Annotated in this window: 12 protein-coding genes; 8 read left to right on the top strand and 4 right to left on the bottom strand. The window is 69.2% G+C overall.

Translation table 11 applies throughout. The features are described from left to right. Positions 1 to 17: 17 nt before the first annotated feature. Positions 18 to 1682, top strand: a complete 1665-nt coding sequence (gene argS, locus GZ67_RS0116995) for an arginine--tRNA ligase (RefSeq protein ID WP_029261882.1) — start codon at positions 18 to 20, stop codon at positions 1680 to 1682. A gap of 40 nt (positions 1683 to 1722) precedes the next feature. Next, a complete protein-coding gene (locus GZ67_RS0116990) occupies positions 1723 to 2571 on the top strand; it encodes an LmeA family phospholipid-binding protein (protein ID WP_029261881.1) in 849 nt (282 codons plus the stop codon). Positions 2572 to 2590: 19 nt separating this feature from the next. Here the strand turns inward: GZ67_RS0116990 and GZ67_RS0116985 are convergent, their stop codons facing one another. From GZ67_RS0116985 to GZ67_RS0116970, 4 genes are read right to left on the bottom strand one after another with little or no spacing between them, the layout of a single operon-like run. Continuing rightward, positions 2591 to 3328 (bottom strand): alpha/beta fold hydrolase, encoded by a 738-nt coding sequence (locus GZ67_RS0116985; RefSeq protein WP_231481853.1) that lies wholly within the window; start codon positions 3326 to 3328, stop codon positions 2591 to 2593. Continuing rightward, complete coding sequence (locus GZ67_RS0116980; protein WP_036303387.1) at positions 3325 to 3909, bottom strand: TetR/AcrR family transcriptional regulator; 585 nt, start codon at positions 3907 to 3909, stop codon at positions 3325 to 3327. The genes GZ67_RS0116985 and GZ67_RS0116980 overlap by 4 nt, the downstream gene beginning before the upstream one ends. Continuing rightward, positions 3887 to 4786: an alpha/beta fold hydrolase gene (locus tag GZ67_RS0116975; RefSeq protein ID WP_029261878.1), complete on the bottom strand. Its 900-nt coding sequence runs from the start codon at positions 4784 to 4786 to the stop codon at positions 3887 to 3889. The genes GZ67_RS0116980 and GZ67_RS0116975 overlap by 23 nt, the downstream gene beginning before the upstream one ends. A gap of 56 nt (positions 4787 to 4842) precedes the next feature. Beyond that, positions 4843 to 5889: a YihY/virulence factor BrkB family protein gene (locus GZ67_RS0116970; RefSeq protein ID WP_029261877.1), complete on the bottom strand. Its 1047-nt coding sequence runs from the start codon at positions 5887 to 5889 to the stop codon at positions 4843 to 4845. A gap of 148 nt (positions 5890 to 6037) precedes the next feature. Here GZ67_RS0116970 and lysA point away from each other — a divergent pair, with 148 nt between their 5' ends. The 6 genes from lysA (at position 6038) to GZ67_RS0116940 (ending at position 13439) form a co-directional block, all read left to right on the top strand. Then, a complete protein-coding gene (gene lysA / locus GZ67_RS0116965) occupies positions 6038 to 7456 on the top strand; it encodes a diaminopimelate decarboxylase (RefSeq protein WP_029261876.1) in 1419 nt (472 codons plus the stop codon). Positions 7457 to 7477: 21 nt separating this feature from the next. Further along, positions 7478 to 8782 (top strand): homoserine dehydrogenase, encoded by a 1305-nt coding sequence (locus GZ67_RS0116960; protein ID WP_029261875.1) that lies wholly within the window; start codon positions 7478 to 7480, stop codon positions 8780 to 8782. A gap of 2 nt (positions 8783 to 8784) precedes the next feature. Then, the gene (gene thrB / locus GZ67_RS0116955) at positions 8785 to 9747 is read left to right on the top strand and encodes a homoserine kinase (protein WP_029261874.1); all 963 of its coding nucleotides are present in this window, start codon (positions 8785 to 8787) and stop codon (positions 9745 to 9747) included. 143 nt (positions 9748 to 9890) lie between these two features. Continuing rightward, on the top strand, positions 9891 to 11912 hold the full coding sequence (rho, locus tag GZ67_RS0116950; protein ID WP_231481851.1) for a transcription termination factor Rho: 2022 nt from the start codon (positions 9891 to 9893) through the stop codon (positions 11910 to 11912). A gap of 11 nt (positions 11913 to 11923) precedes the next feature. Next, the gene (gene prfA, locus GZ67_RS0116945; RefSeq protein WP_029261872.1) at positions 11924 to 13003 is read left to right on the top strand and encodes a peptide chain release factor 1; all 1080 of its coding nucleotides are present in this window, start codon (positions 11924 to 11926) and stop codon (positions 13001 to 13003) included. A gap of 28 nt (positions 13004 to 13031) precedes the next feature. Further along, positions 13032 to 13439: a phage holin family protein gene (locus GZ67_RS0116940; protein WP_029261871.1), complete on the top strand. Its 408-nt coding sequence runs from the start codon at positions 13032 to 13034 to the stop codon at positions 13437 to 13439. Positions 13440 to 13459: the final 20 nt, after the last annotated feature.

The following is a 13459-nucleotide window of genomic DNA, read 5'->3' as shown; positions in this document are numbered from 1 at the left end:
CGTAAACTGAGGGGGCTATGAACCCCGAATCCCTCGCCGCCGCTGTCCTCGCCGTCCTCGCTCCTATCGCCGAGGAACGACGTCCCGGCGAGCCGCTCGGGGTCTCCGTGAAGGACATCGTGCTGGAGCGTCCGCGCAACCGCGACCACGGCGACTGGGCATCGAACATCGCCATGCGGCTCGCGAAGCCTTTCGGCACGAACCCGCGCGAGCTCGCGCAGCAGATCGCCGACGGTCTCGCCGCTGTCGACGGCATCGCGAGCGCGGAGGTCGCCGGCCCCGGGTTCATCAACATCCGTCTCGATGCCGCCGCCGCGGGTGCGCTGGCCAAGGTCATCGTCGACGCCGGCACGGCCTACGGTACGAACATGTCGCAGGAGGGCGTCAGTGTGAACGTCGAGTTCGTCTCCGCGAACCCGACCGGGCCTCTCCACATCGCGCACACCCGTTGGGCGGCGCTGGGCGACTCGATCGTTCGTCTGCTGCTCGCAAGCGGCGCGCGTGCGGTGCGCGAGTACTACATCAACGACGCCGGAGCGCAGATGGACCGCTTCGCCGTCTCCATCCTCGCGGCCGCCAAGGGCGAACCGACTCCCGAGGGCGGCTATCCCGGCGCGTACATCGCGGCGCTCGCCGGCCGGGTGCTCGAGTCGCGCCCCGATCTGCTGCAGCTTCCTGAGAGCGAGCAGTCGTCCGTCGCGCTCGAGCTCGCCTACGAGTTCCAGCTCGCCGAGATCAAGAGCTCGCTCGATCGATTCAACGTGCCGTTCGATGTCTGGTTCTCCGAGCGCACGCTGCACGCGAAGGATGCATCGGGCACGAGCCTGATCGATCAGGCCGTCGACCGTCTGCGCGAGCAGGGTCACGTCTTCGATGAGGATGGCGCCGTCTGGGTGCGCACGACCGACTTCGGCGACGACAAGGATCGCGTGATCCGTCGCTCGAACGGCGAGTACACCTACTTCGCCGCTGACGCCGCGTACTACCTGAACAAGGGCGACCGCGGCTTCCAGAACAAGATCTACCTTCTCGGCGCCGACCACCACGGCTACGTGCACCGTCTGAAGGCGGTCGCGGGAGCAGCGGGTGAAGACCCGGAGAAGAACGTCCAGGTACTGATCGGGCAGATGGTCTCGATCAACGGCGCCCGCCTCAGCAAGCGCGCGGGCAACATCATCGAGATGGACGACCTGCTCGACTGGCTGGGCACCGACGCGCTGCGGTACTCGCTGGAGCGCTCGCCCGCGGACTCACCGCTGGATCTGGACCCCGAGCTGCTGCAGAAGCGCACGAACGACAACCCGGTCTTCTATGTGCAGTACGCCCACGCCCGCACGCACAACGTCGCGCGGAATGCGGCCGACTCGGGCGTGGATCGCTCGGAGTTCGCGCCGGAGACGCTGACGCATGAATCCGAGGCCGCCCTGCTGGGAGCGCTGCAGGAGTTCCCCCGCATCGTCGCATTCGCCGCCGAGGTCCGTGAGCCGCACCGCGTCGCCCGCTACCTCGAGGAGCTCGCAGGGCTCTACCACCGCTGGTACGACAACTGCCGTGTGATCCCGCAGGGTGACGATCCGGTCGAGACCGTGCACCGTACGCGTCTGTGGCTGAACGACGCCGCCGGTCAGGTGTTCCGCAACGGTCTCGATCTCCTCGGAGTGCGCGCCCCCGAGCGCATGTGATGCGCGCGTCCGTCCGGTCGGGTACGGCAGGATGGCAGGCATGAGCGACGACAACCACACCCTGCCGTATCCGGACGCCTCGGCCGAGCATCCGACGCTCGTGATCCCGAGGGACGGCGCCGATCAGCCTGCCGATGCTGCGCCGCGCACCCGCCGCCGCTGGCCCTGGGTTCTGCTGATCGTGGTGGTCGTGTTGGCGCTGCTCGTGGTCGCCGCCGAGTTCATCGCGCGCGCGGTGCTCCCGGGGATCGTGCGGTCGATCGTCATCGAGCAGCTGGATCTCCCCGCCGATCAGCAGCTCGACGTGGAGACGCAGGGCCTGCTGCTCCCGCAGCTCATCGGCGGTTCCCTCGACACCCTGCACCTGTCGACGGACTCGGTGACGCTGGAGGGCATCACGGGGGCGGCCGACGTCACCGCGACCGGAGTCCCGCTGCGCGGCGGCGACCTCGGCGGAGCCGCAGGCACGATCCGCATCGATCAGGCGGAGTTCACCTCCCTGCTCGCCGGCACCGAGCTGCCCGTCGAGTCGGTCGAGTTCGCGGCGCCGAACGCGACGGTGAGCGGCTCGATCAGCGTGTTCGGGGCTGCTGTACCGCTCTCTCTGACCCTCACGCCCGGTGCCGTGGAGGGCGACCTGGAGCTCACGCCGGTTGCTGCGAGCATCGGCGGACTCGACATCGACCTCGACCAGGTCGGCTCGACGCTGGGGTCGCTCGGCGAGGGCCTGACACAACCGCAGCGGGTGTGCATCGCCGATCAGCTGCCGGCCGGACTCACCCTCACCGGGCTGGAGATCGTCGACGGCGCAGCAGTGATCGACATCGACGTCGACGGCGCGATCGTCACCGACACGTCGCTGCAGGAGAAGGGCGTCTGTCCGAGCTGAACCGCTCGGAGCGGCACGGTCATCCGCCGCGTGCCTCCGTGATGCGCCGCGCGAGCCATTCGGGTCTCTGCAGCGGGATGCCGTGTCCGCAGCCGTCGACGACCTCGATCGTGCTCTGGGGGAGTGCTGCGTGCAGCGCCGCGGCCGAGCGCCTCATGAGCTTCTTCTCCGCGGCTCCGACCAGGATCAGCGCCGACCCGGGGAATGTCGCCCAGTCCGCAGGCGGCACGAATCGGAGGTTCTCCTCGACCGAGGTGAGCAGCGTCTCCCGGGAAAGGGCCGACGATGTCTGCAGGTAGTCGGCCATGTGCGAGTCCGGTACGAAGAGCTCCCGGGCCTGCAATCGCGCGAACTTCTCGTTCTTCGCGAGCCCTGCGGTCGCGCCGAGCAGTGCCAGAGTCGGTCCGGTCATGCGCAGGGGCACGGCCTGTGCGCTGATCACGACGACCCGTTCGACGAGGTCGGGTCGCAGAGCCGCGAGCAGCACGGCGAGCTGTGCCCCGAGCGAGAAGCCCGCGACCGTGGCCGGGCGGCCCTCGCCCTCGAGGATCTGCGCGAGCAGTTCGACGGTGTCGTGGTGGGAGGCATAGTCCTCCGCCGCGCTGCGCCCGTGACCCGGGAGGTCCGGCACCAGCACCCGCGCCTGCGGAGGCAGGTGGGCGCGCATCGGCTCCCACATCCATCCGGCGACGCCCCCGCCGTGCAGGAGCAGCAGTGGTGGTTCGCCCGCTTGCCCGAAGGTGTCCAGGTGCATCATGTCTCCGTCTCGAAGGCCGCGGCCATCCGCCCGATGGTGTCGATCGTGCCCTCCAGCAGGGCGGGGTCGAGCGGACCGAGCAGTCGTGCCGCCGACAGCAGCCCGATCGTCGTGCTCGACAGCGCCAGAGCGAGTGTGCGTGGATCGACATCCGTGACGATCAGCCCGCGCTCCTGCAGCTCACGGAACCACTGCACGACCCGCTGATGACGCTCGCGGTAGCGACCATCGGTCTCCTCCATGACGTGGGAGCCGAGGATGCCCCGATCGTCGAGGAACGCAGCGGTCATCAGCGGGTCGTCGAGCAGCGCCCGAGCCGTCGCCCGACAGGCGTCGCTGAGACGAGGATGGTCACCCAGCTCGCTTCGGACCCGGTCGGCCATGCGCACGTTGCCCTGCAGCAGCAGGGCGTCGAGGATGTCACGCTTGCCGGCGAACTCCAGATACACGGCACCCTTGGCGATGCCGGCGCGCTCGGCGATGGCGGCGACGCTCATGGCATCGAAGCCGTGCGCGAGCACGAGTGTTCGGGCCGCATCGAGGATGCGCGCGCGTCGGTCAGGAACGCGTGGTCGGGGCATCGGCACTCCTCAGCTGTTCGAGCATCGCCGGGATGACGATGTCGGGGCGGTCGCGCTGCACCCAGTGGCCGGCGCCGTGCGCGACCTCCAAGGTCGCCGATGGCAGCAGTTCGGCTGCCGTCTCGATGCGAGCGAGGGGGACTCCGGTGTCGCGATCGCCGTGCACCAGCAGCGTGGGCGTGCGGATGCTCGCGAGCTGATCCGTGTAGACCGTTCGCAGTCGATTCCAGAGCACCTGATCGCGCTGCCACTGGCCGAACGTCTCCAGGCTCGAGCCGCCGGCGGCTTCGGCGAGGACCGCATCGACGAGCTCGGGAGTGCGCGCCTGCGGGTTGCGCACGAGATCGCGGAGTCCGCGCTCCATTGCGGGGCGGTTCCGTGCGTACGAACGGGTCATCGCGCCCAGCAGCCCGGAGCGCAGTAGGAGGAAAGACATCAGATGGGTGATGCGACCGCGGACACCGTCGGCGAGGCGGGGCATCAGACCGTAGCAGCCCAGGAGCACGGCGGTGCGAGCGCGGCCGGGCTGATCGAGCAGGTGCCCGACCGTCATCCCTCCGCCGAGGGAGAGCCCGGCGATCGCGTAGTCGCTGAGTGCGAGTGTGTCGACGAGCTCGCCGACGTGTCGGACGAGAAGCTCCTGCGTGAGCGGCCAGTCGGCCCGGGGGCTGTGTCCGAAGCCGGGATGGTCCGGCGCTATGACGCGGTGCCCTGCCTGCGTGAGGGCCGGTCCGACTTCGCCCCAGGAGAGCTCGGCGCTGTCGGCTCCGCCGCCGTGCAGGAGCAGCACCGGGATGCCGGTCTCCGCGACCGGCCGCCACTCCAGCGCTGACACCGTGGCGTGGGGGAGTTCGATGACTGTGCGGTGCGCGTCCATGTCGTCCTCTCGTTGTGACCAGAATAGCTGATCTGGTCACAACGAAGACGCGCGGGCTAGGCGGACTTCTCGGCGGACGCGGCCTCCTGCGCGGCGCGCAGTTCCGCGGTGGCGACCTTGACGTCGACCTCGGCGCGCTGCAGGCGTCGTTGGACGAAGGTCGTCGCTGCGAAGCGGGCGTGCACGCGATCGGACTTCTCCTCTTCGGCCGTCACGATGTACGCGCACGCGAACAGCATCACCTGCGCCGAGAAGTTCAACCAGATCAGCAGCGCGAGCAGCGAGGCGAAGGAGACGAGAAGCGGGTTGCTCGTCGCGCCTCCCACGAACAGTCCGGACAGCTCCTGCAGGACCAGCAGTCCCACGGCGCCGAGCAGCGCTCCCGACCAGAGAGACCGCTTCGACGGTCGCACCCCGGAGAGGAGGAGGAACACGCCGATGATGATCGCCGTGTCGAGAGCGAACACGACGACGAGGGAGAGCAGGCGCACGGTCCAGGCCACGACCGGCGCATCCGCGGGTAGCCCGAGGAAGTCAGCGATCCACGACACACCCAGCTGTCCGACGAAGGTGACGGCGGCAGAGAGGATGAACGCCAGGCCGATGCCGATGGCCAGTGCGAGGTTGCGGAGGATCACCCAGATCCAGAGGATGTCGTCCTGCAGCGTGCCCGCGAGAACCCGCACGGCCGTGCGGAGCGAGCCGATGGCACCGAGTGCCGCGCCGACGAGAGCGATGAGCGAGATGATCCCGGCGAGCGACAGGGACGCGGGAGCCTGGAGGTCCTTCGTCTTGATCACACCGTCCTCGCCGATGAGCCCGGGCACGGCCGACTGCACGGCGTCGATGATCGCCTGCCATGCCACCGGGTTCCCGGCGAGCCACAGAGCCGCGATCGAGAAGCCCAGAAGCACCCCTGCGAACACGCTGAACAGCGCGCGATAGGTGACGCTGTCGGCGAGCATCGGTCCCCGGCGCTCGGTGTACAACAGCGCCGCGCGTACCGGCCGGCGCGCGAGAGCCCACGCGATGACCGGTCCGGTGATGCGGGGGATCAGCCCCGGACGCGCGGAGGGGTCTTTCGTCGTTTCAGTGTTCGCCACGCCCCCACCCTAGGAGGCGGAGACGGGCTGTTGCAGGGGCTTGACGCGGCGCGTCACCATGACCAGGGAGACGCGGCCGGTGCCCTAGAATCGGGTCAACCTCGATGTGTGCGACCCCGCCCGAGATCCTTCCCACGATTGGTGATCAGTGCTTCTCCCTGCCGATTCGCTCGCTCCGGAATGGCTCGCCGTGCCCGATGACGCCAATGACCTCGCCGACGGCGTCTGGCCGGCATCCACGGTGCGTGATGCCGACGGCGTGCTCGACATCGCCGGCGTCAGCGCCACCACCCTCGCCCGCACCTACGGCACGCCGCTGCAGGTGCTCGACGAAGACGAGGTGCGCGGGCGCGCACGGCGGTTCCGACTCGCATTCGATCGCGCCGCCGCCGCCAACTCCACCACCGCGCAGGTGTACTACGCGGGCAAGGCGTTCCTGTGCACGACGATCGCACGCTGGATGGTCGACGAGGGGCTGCGCGTCGACGTCTGCACGGGGGGAGAGCTGGCCGTCGCCCTCGCCGCCGGCGTCGCGCCGGCTTCGCTCGGTTTCCACGGCAACAACAAGTCGGTCGCCGAGCTCGAGCGTGCCGTCGAGGTCGGCGTCGGGACGATCATCGTCGACAGCGCCATCGAGATCGAACGGCTCGCAGCGATCACGGCGCGCACCAGTGCGACCCAGCGCGTGCTGGTCCGCGTGATCAGCGGCGTGCACGCCGAGACCCACGACTTCCTCGCCACGGCCCACGAGGACCAGAAGTTCGGTTTCCCGCTCCCGGAGGCAGAGAAGGCGGTCGCGCGCATCCGCGAGATCCCCGGTCTGGTGTTCGCCGGGCTGCACTGTCACATCGGTTCGCAGATCTTCGGCGTCGCCGGCTTCCGCGAGTCCGCGTCCCGCGTTCTCGACCTGCACGCCACTCTGCTCGAAGGCGGTCCGGTCCCGCAGCTCAACCTCGGCGGCGGCTTCGGCATCGCCTACACGCGCGTCGACGACCCGACCCCGATCGAGGAACTCGCCGATGCGATCGTCGCCTCGGTCGCGGAGGGGTGCGCCGCACGCGGCATCCCCGTTCCCGCCCTGTCGTTCGAGCCCGGCCGTGCCATCGTCGGCACCGCGGGCGTCACCCTCTACGAGGTCGGCACCACCAAGGACGTGACCGTGGCGACGGGTGCCGTGCGCCGGTACGTGAGCGTCGACGGCGGCATGAGCGACAACGCGCGTCCTGCGCTGTACGGCGCCCAGTACTCGGCGCGCCTCGCTTCGCGCGCGGGGTCCGGTGAGCCTCGCCTCAGTCGGGTCGTCGGCAAGCACTGCGAATCCGGCGACATCGTGGTCGACCACGAGTACCTGCCAGACGATCTGGTGCCGGGCGATCTGCTCGCCGTGCCGGCCACCGGCGCATACTGCGTCCCGTTGGCGAGCAACTACAACCACGTACCGCGTCCGCCGGTGATCGCCGTGCGCGACGGACACTCGACGGTCATCGTCCGCGGCGAGACCGTCGACGACGTGCTCGCCCGCGACGCGGGCATCGACGGGGCGAAAGCCCCCGAGGGAGACCAATGACCCACCTCCGAAGGAGCAACCATGACTGAATACCGACGACTTCGTGTGGCACTGCTGGGTGCCGGAGCGGTCGGCTCGCAGGTCGCGGCGCTCCTGCTGCGCCACGGCGACGAGCTGGCCGACCGTGCCGGTGCGGAACTGGAGCTCGCCGGCATCGCCGTGCGCGACGTGGACGCTCCGCGTGACGTCGACCTGCCCAAGGAGCTCTTCACCACCGACGCCGAGTCGCTGATCCTGGGCGCCGACATCGTGATCGAGCTGATCGGCGGCATCGAGCCGGCGCGCACCAGCATCCTGCAGGCGATCGGCTCCGGCGCCGACGTCGTCACGGCCAACAAGGCCCTGCTCGCCACGCACGGCCCCGAGCTGTTCGAGGCCGCCGACCGTGTGGGCGCGTCCGTCTACTACGAGGCCGCAGCCGCCGGAGCGATCCCGATCATCCGCCCGCTGCGCGACTCGCTCGCCGGCGACCGAGTGGTGCGCATCATGGGCATCGTGAACGGCACCACGAACTACATCCTGGACCGGATGGACTCCGAGGGCGCCGACTTCGCCGACGTGCTCGCCGACGCCCAGCGCCTGGGCTACGCCGAGGCCGACCCGACCGCTGATGTCGAGGGCTACGACGCCGCGCAGAAGGCCGCGATCCTCGCGAGCCTCGCGTTCCACACCGCCGTGCCGCTCGAGGCCGTCTACCGTGAGGGCATCACCTCGATCACGCCGTCCATGATCGAGGAGGCCCGCGCTGCGGGCTTCGTCATCAAGCTGCTCGCGGTGTGCGAGCGCATCGAGGCCAACGGCGCCGAGTCGATCTCGGTGCGCGTCTACCCGGCGCTCGTGCCGAACTCGCACCCCCTCGCATCCGTGCACGGCGCCAACAACGCCGTCTTCGTCGAGGCCGAGGCCGCCGGCTCACTGATGTTCTACGGCGCAGGAGCGGGTGGTGTCCAGACCGCCTCCGCCGTGCTGGGTGACGTCGTCTCCGCCGCCCGCCGTCACATTGCCGGCGGCGTCGGGGTCGGCGAGTCGACCAGGGCCAACCTTCCGGTCGTCCCGATCGGACACGTGACCACCCGTTACCAGATCACCCTCGAGGTCGCGGATGCGCCGGGCGTGCTCGCCACGGTCGCCGGGATCCTCAGCGACGGCGGAGTCTCGGTCGCGACGGTCGTGCAGACCGTCGAGGGAGAAGACGAGCCGACCGCCCGCCTGATCATCGGCACGCACCGCGCGACGGAGCAGGCTCTCAGCGCCACGGTCGACGCTCTCGCCGGCAGCGCGGTCGTCGCCCGGGTCGTCTCGGTGCTCCGGGTGGAAGGCGAGTGACGATGGCGTCAGCCCTCGCCCCCGCCGAGGGCAACCCGGTCGAAGGCCGCACCGTCGAGGTGCGGGTGCCCGCCACGAGCGCGAACCTCGGACCCGGATTCGACACGCTCGGCCTGGCGCTCAGCATCTACGACACCCTGCAGGTCACGGCGCTGCCGGCCGGTGAACTCGAGATCGAGGTGACCGGTTCCGGTGCTGCCGAGATCCCGCGCGACGAGTCGAACCTCATCGTCCGCACGATCGCGTACGTGTTCGCCGACGCGGGCCGTCCGATGCCCGGCCTGCGCATCATCGCCGAGAACGGCGTGCCGCACGGTCGCGGACTCGGTTCTTCGGGTGCGGCCGTCGCTGCCGGCGTGCTCGCGGCGAAGGGACTGCTCGACGGCGAAGTCGAGATCGACGATGCCGACCTCCTCCGTCTCGCCACCGAGCTGGAGGGGCACCCCGACAACGTGGCCCCTGCCCTGTTCGGCGGACTGACGATCGCGTGGATGGGGGAGCGCGGGCCTCAGCACAAGAAGCTGCTCGTGCACCGCGGCGTCTCGCCGCTCGTGCTCGTCCCCGCGTACACGATGTCGACCTCGCAGGCGCGTTCGCTGCAGCCTCCGCACGTCTCCACGGCGGATGCGGTGTTCAACGTCTCGCGCTCTGCGCTGCTGATCGCGGCCCTGATGCAGAGTCCTGAGCTGTTGCTCGACGCGACGGCCGACCGACTCCACCAGGACTACCGCGCCGAGGCGATGCCCGAGACCCAGCGGCTCGTGCAGGCGCTGCGCAAGGCGGGCTTCGCGGCCGTCGTGTCCGGCGCGGGCCCCAGCGTGCTCGTGCTGGCCGACGGGCCGGGCAGCCGTCAAGACGCGGTGGAGCTGGCCGATCGAGTCACCGACACCCCGTGGGAGGCGCTCCTGCTCGCCGTCGACGTGCGTGGTGGTACAGTGGGGACTCGAGCGGAGGGCTCCACGTAACTACGTGAATCTGGCCCCATTGCAACTCTTGCAAGACCCGCACGCAAATCCCTGTGGCACAAGTGCCGAGGCTGGCTGGCGCAGAGCGTCAGCCCGTGCGATCGCGCGCAGCACCCGTTGTGTGCGTTCAACGCTCATTCCCCATGACATATAAGGGAGTACTCGTGGAGAACCTCTCCGAGACCCAGAACGACCAGTCCGCTTCGGTTTCCGAAGCACCCGCGACCGAGGCCGCACCGGCACGCAAGCGTGCACCGCGTCGCGCCAGCACCGCCACCGCGGCCGCGAAGGCCGAGAAGGCCGAAGCAGCGAAGGCCGAGAAGCCCGCGTCGAAGACCGAGACCGCGCCGAAGGCCGAGACCGCGCCGAAGGCCGAAGCCGCGCCCGCCGAGGCATCGGCCGAGACCACGGAGGCCGCGCCCAAGGCGAAGGCACCGCGTCGCAGCCGCGCCAAGAAGGCAGACGCCGAGGCCCCGGCAGCAGAAGCCGCTCCGGCAGAGGCACCGGCCGCGGATGCCGCTCCGGCAGAAGCGCCGGCGGAGTCGGCACCCAAGTCGACCGGCCGAGGGCGCCGTGGCGCTCAGAAGACCGCAGCCCCCGAGGCCGAAGCTGCGGATGCAGCGCCTGCTGCGGATGCCTCGTCTGACGCCGCCGCCGAGCCCGCCCAGAGCGGCAACGCACGGGGCCGCAACGCTCAGAACAACAACGCGCAGAACAACAACGCGCAGAAGAACGACAACGCGCAGCACAACGACGCGCAGAACAGCAACAACGGCGACGACGACTCCGACGGTGGCGAGGAGCAGGGTGGCCGCGGTCGCAACCGCAGCCGCAGCCGCAACCGTGGACGTGGACAGAACGGCGCAGCGCAGGAGCAGCAGGTACAGCCCGCGGCCGATGACGACCAGGCCGGCGGCAACAACCGCAACCGTCAGCGCAACAAGCGCCGCAGCGGTGTCCCGACCGATGAGTTCGACACCGAGATCGGCGAGGACGACGTCCTGATCCCGATCGCCGGCATCCTCGACGTGCTCGACAACTACGCCTTCGTGCGCACCACCGGCTACCTCGCCGGCCCCAGCGACGTGTATGTCTCGCTCGGCCAGGTGAAGAAGTACAACCTCCGCAAGGGCGACGCCGTCGTCGGCTCGATCAAGCAGCCCCGCGAGGGCGAGCAGCAGGGGCGCCAGAAGTACAACGCGCTGGTCAAGGTCGACTCGATCAACGGTCTGTCGGTCGACGACGCGGCCACGCGTGTGGAGTTCGGCAAGCTCACCCCGCTGTACCCGCAGGAGCGTCTGCGCATGGAGACGGCCCCCGAGAAGCTGACCCAGCGCATCATCGACCTGGTCGCCCCGGTCGGCAAGGGCCAGCGCGGTCTCATCGTCGCGCCGCCCAAGGCGGGCAAGACGATCGTGCTGCAGCAGATCGCGAACGCCATCGCGCAGAACAACCCCGAGGTCCACCTCATGGTCGTGCTCGTCGACGAGCGCCCCGAAGAGGTCACCGACATGGAGCGTTCGGTCAAGGGCGAGGTCATCGCCTCGACGTTCGATCGTCCGGCCGAAGACCACACCACGGTCGCCGAGCTCGCCATCGAGCGTGCGAAGCGACTGGTCGAGCTCGGACGCGACGTCGTCGTGCTGCTCGACTCGATCACCCGCCTCGGCCGTGCGTACAACCTGGCTGCCCCGGCATCGGGCCGCGTGCTCTCCGGTGGCGTCGACGCGTCGGCGCTGTACCCGCCCAAGCGGTTCTTCGGAGCGGCGCGCAACATCGAGAACGGCGGATCCCTCACGATCCTCGCCACGGCGCTGGTCGAGACCGGTTCCAAGATGGACGAGGTCATCTTCGAGGAGTTCAAGGGCACCGGCAACAGTGAGCTGCGCCTGTCCCGCGCCCTCGCCGACAAGCGCATCTTCCCTGCGGTCGACGTGAACGCGTCGAGCACCCGTCGCGAAGAGATGCTGCTCTCGGCTGACGAAGTCAAGATCACGTGGAAGCTGCGTCGTGCCCTCGCCGGCCTCGACCAGCAGCAGGCTCTCGAGGTGGTCCTCGGCAAGCTCAAGGAGACCAACTCGAACGTCGAGTTCCTCGTGCAGATGCAGAAGTCGATCCCGACGCTTCCCTCGGGCGCGCACGGGCACGACAACAACATCCGCTGAGCGGCTGAGCCGTGTTCGAGTCCGTCCAGACTCTGATCGACGAGCATCGCCGGGTGCAGGAGGAACTCTCCGACCCGGCGGTGCACGCCGACGCTGCCCGTGCGAAGCGCGTGAACCGTCGCTATGCCGAGCTTTCTCGCATCGTCGCCGCGTATGAGGCCTGGATCGCGGCGACCGATGATCTGGAGACCGCGCGCGAGTTCGCGCGGGAGGACGAGTCGATCGCGGCCGAGATACCGGCGATGGAAGAGGAGCTGCAGACCGCACAGGAACGCCTGCGGCGCCTGCTGATCCCGCGCGACCCGGACGATGCCCGCGACGTGATCATGGAGATCAAGGCGGGGGAGGGTGGCGCGGAGTCTGCGCTGTTCGCCGCCGACCTGTTGCGCATGTACATCCAGTACGCGGCGTCCAAGGGGTGGAAGACCGAGCTGCTCGAGCGCAACGAGTCCGACCTCGGCGGCTACAAGGATGTTCAGGTGGCCATCAAGGGATCCTCGACCGACCCCGCCCAGGGCGTGTGGGCGCACCTGAAGTACGAGGGGGGCGTGCACCGCGTGCAGCGTGTGCCCGCGACGGAGTCGCAGGGGCGCATCCACACGTCGACCACCGGGGTGCTCGTCTTCCCCGAGGTCGACGAGCCCGAAGAGATCCACATCGACCAGAACGACCTCAAGATCGATGTGTTCCGCTCATCCGGTCCGGGTGGGCAGTCGGTGAACACGACCGATTCCGCGGTGCGCATCACTCACGTGCCGACCGGCATCGTCGTGTCGATGCAGAACGAGAAGTCCCAGCTGCAGAACCGCGAGGCGGGTATGCGCGTGCTGCGTGCCCGTCTGCTCGCCCGTCAGCAGGAGGAGCTGGACGCCGCGGCATCCGATGCCCGCCGATCGCAGATCCGAGGCATGGATCGCTCTGAGCGCATCCGCACCTACAACTTCCCCGAGAACCGCATCGCGGATCACCGCACGGGCTTCAAGGCGTACAACCTCGATCAGGTCATGGACGGAGCGCTCGATCCGCTGATCGAGAGCGCGATCACGGCAGACGAGGAAGCGCGGCTCGCCGCGGTCGGTTCCGACTCCTGACTCGCCGCTCGAGCGCTATGCTCGGGCCGTGATCACACTTCTGTTCCGCGGCCTCATGTACGTCGTGTCGGCCGGTCTCGGCCTGATCGCCGCCGACCTCGCCCTCGACGGGTTCCAGATCGAGTGGGACAAGTGGTGGGGCTTCGTCATCTGCATACTGATCTTCGCGATCCTGCAGAGCGTCCTCGCGCCGTGGGTGGGCAAGATGGCCACGCGCTACGCGCCCGTGCTCATGGGCGGCATCGGCATCTTCTCGACGCTGATCTCGCTCATCATCGTGGTGCTGCTGCCCATTGGAGGACTGCGCATCACCGACCTCACCGGCTGGCTTCTCGGCTCGGTGATCGTGTGGCTCATCACCGCTCTCGGCAGCGTCCTGCTTCCTCTCATCTTCCTTCGCAAGAAGGTGGAGGCCGTCAAGACCACACGCCGCTAGGCCGTCGGGGCCCGACGCCG

The sequence above is a fragment of the Microbacterium sp. Cr-K20 genome (assembly GCF_000708325.1).
In the GTDB taxonomy this organism is placed as follows: domain Bacteria; phylum Actinomycetota; class Actinomycetes; order Actinomycetales; family Microbacteriaceae; genus Microbacterium.
The sequence above is the reverse complement of the archived record's forward strand: the minus strand, read 5'-3'. Positions and strand labels throughout refer to the sequence as shown.

Bases quoted from the DNA above. Each gene is read 5' to 3' on its own strand.
- GZ67_RS0116990 (WP_029261881.1), top strand. From the start codon at position 1,723: ATGAGCGACGACAACCACACCCTGCCGTATCCGGACGCCTCGGCCGAG.
- thrB (WP_029261874.1), top strand. From the start codon at position 8,785: ATGGCGTCAGCCCTCGCCCCCGCCGAGGGCAACCCGGTCGAAGGCCGC.
- GZ67_RS0116975 (WP_029261878.1), bottom strand. From the start codon at position 4,786: ATGGACGCGCACCGCACAGTCATCGAACTCCCCCACGCCACGGTGTCA.
- GZ67_RS0116985 (WP_231481853.1), bottom strand. From the start codon at position 3,328: ATGATGCACCTGGACACCTTCGGGCAAGCGGGCGAACCACCACTGCTG.
- GZ67_RS0116980 (WP_036303387.1), bottom strand. From the start codon at position 3,909: ATGCCCCGACCACGCGTTCCTGACCGACGCGCGCGCATCCTCGATGCG.
- rho (WP_231481851.1), top strand. From the start codon at position 9,891: ATGACATATAAGGGAGTACTCGTGGAGAACCTCTCCGAGACCCAGAAC.
- argS (WP_029261882.1), top strand. From the start codon at position 18: ATGAACCCCGAATCCCTCGCCGCCGCTGTCCTCGCCGTCCTCGCTCCT.
- GZ67_RS0116960 (WP_029261875.1), top strand. From the start codon at position 7,478: ATGACTGAATACCGACGACTTCGTGTGGCACTGCTGGGTGCCGGAGCG.